This is a genomic window from Aurantimonas sp. A3-2-R12 (genome assembly GCF_036016755.1).
In the GTDB taxonomy this organism is placed as follows: Bacteria; Pseudomonadota; Alphaproteobacteria; order Rhizobiales; family Rhizobiaceae; genus Aurantimonas; species Aurantimonas coralicida_A.
Window position 1 is genome coordinate 1 of the sequence record NZ_JAYXIH010000135.1, and the last position, 923, is coordinate 923.

Consider the following 923-nt stretch of genomic DNA (forward strand, 5'->3'; position numbering starts at 1 on the left):
TTGACCAATATGCCTTTGACGTTCGGGTCCGAGGTGATGATCTTGAACGCCTCGGTAACCTTTTCCTTGGTGGCGCCGCCGCCGACGTCGAGGAAGTTCGCCGGCTCCTTGCCGTACAGCTTGATGATATCCATCGTCGCCATGGCGAGGCCGGCGCCGTTGACCATGCAGCCGATGTCGCCGTCGAGCGCCACATAGGCCAGATCATGCTTCGACGCCTCGATCTCCTTGGCGTCCTCCTCCGATTCGTCGCGCAGCGCCTTGATGTCGTCATGGCGATAGAGCGCGTTGCCGTCGAACGAGACCTTGGCGTCGAGCACCCTCAGATGCCCGTCCGCGAGCACGATCAGCGGGTTGATCTCGAGAAGGCTCATGTCCTTCTCGGTGTAGGCCTTGTAGAGGATCGGGAACAGCGTCATCCCGTCGGCGCGGGCCGGCCCGTCGAGCTTCAGCGCGTCGCAGAGTTTCGCCGCGTCGGCCTCGGTGACGCCGGCGAGCGGGTCGATCGCGACAGTGTGGATCTTTTCCGGCGTTGCCTCGGCCACCGTCTCGATGTCCATGCCGCCCTCGGTCGAGACGACGAAGGCGACGCGGCCGACCGTGCGGTCGACGAGCAGCGACAGATAGAGCTCGCGATCGATATCGGCGCCGTCCTCGATATAGAGGCGGTTGACCTGTTTGCCGGCCGGGCCGGTCTGCTTGGTGACCAGCGTGTTGCCGAGCATCTCTTTGACGTCGGCGACGACGGCCTCGATCGATTTGGCCAGCCGGACGCCGCCCTTGGCGCCTTCACCGAGTTCGGTGAACTTGCCCTTGCCGCGGCCGCCGGCGTGGATCTGGCTCTTGACCACATAGACCGGCCCCGGCAACTGCCGCGCCGCGGCCTCGGCCTGCGAGGCCTCGGTGATCGCCACGCCCGCCGC

1 protein-coding gene is annotated in these 923 nt (G+C 65.7%); it reads right to left on the bottom strand.

The genetic code is table 11. From position 1 onward, the window contains the following. A partial coding sequence (gene sucC / locus VSX60_RS22415) for an ADP-forming succinate--CoA ligase subunit beta (protein WP_327626441.1) occupies positions 1–923 on the bottom strand: 923 nt, incomplete at both ends.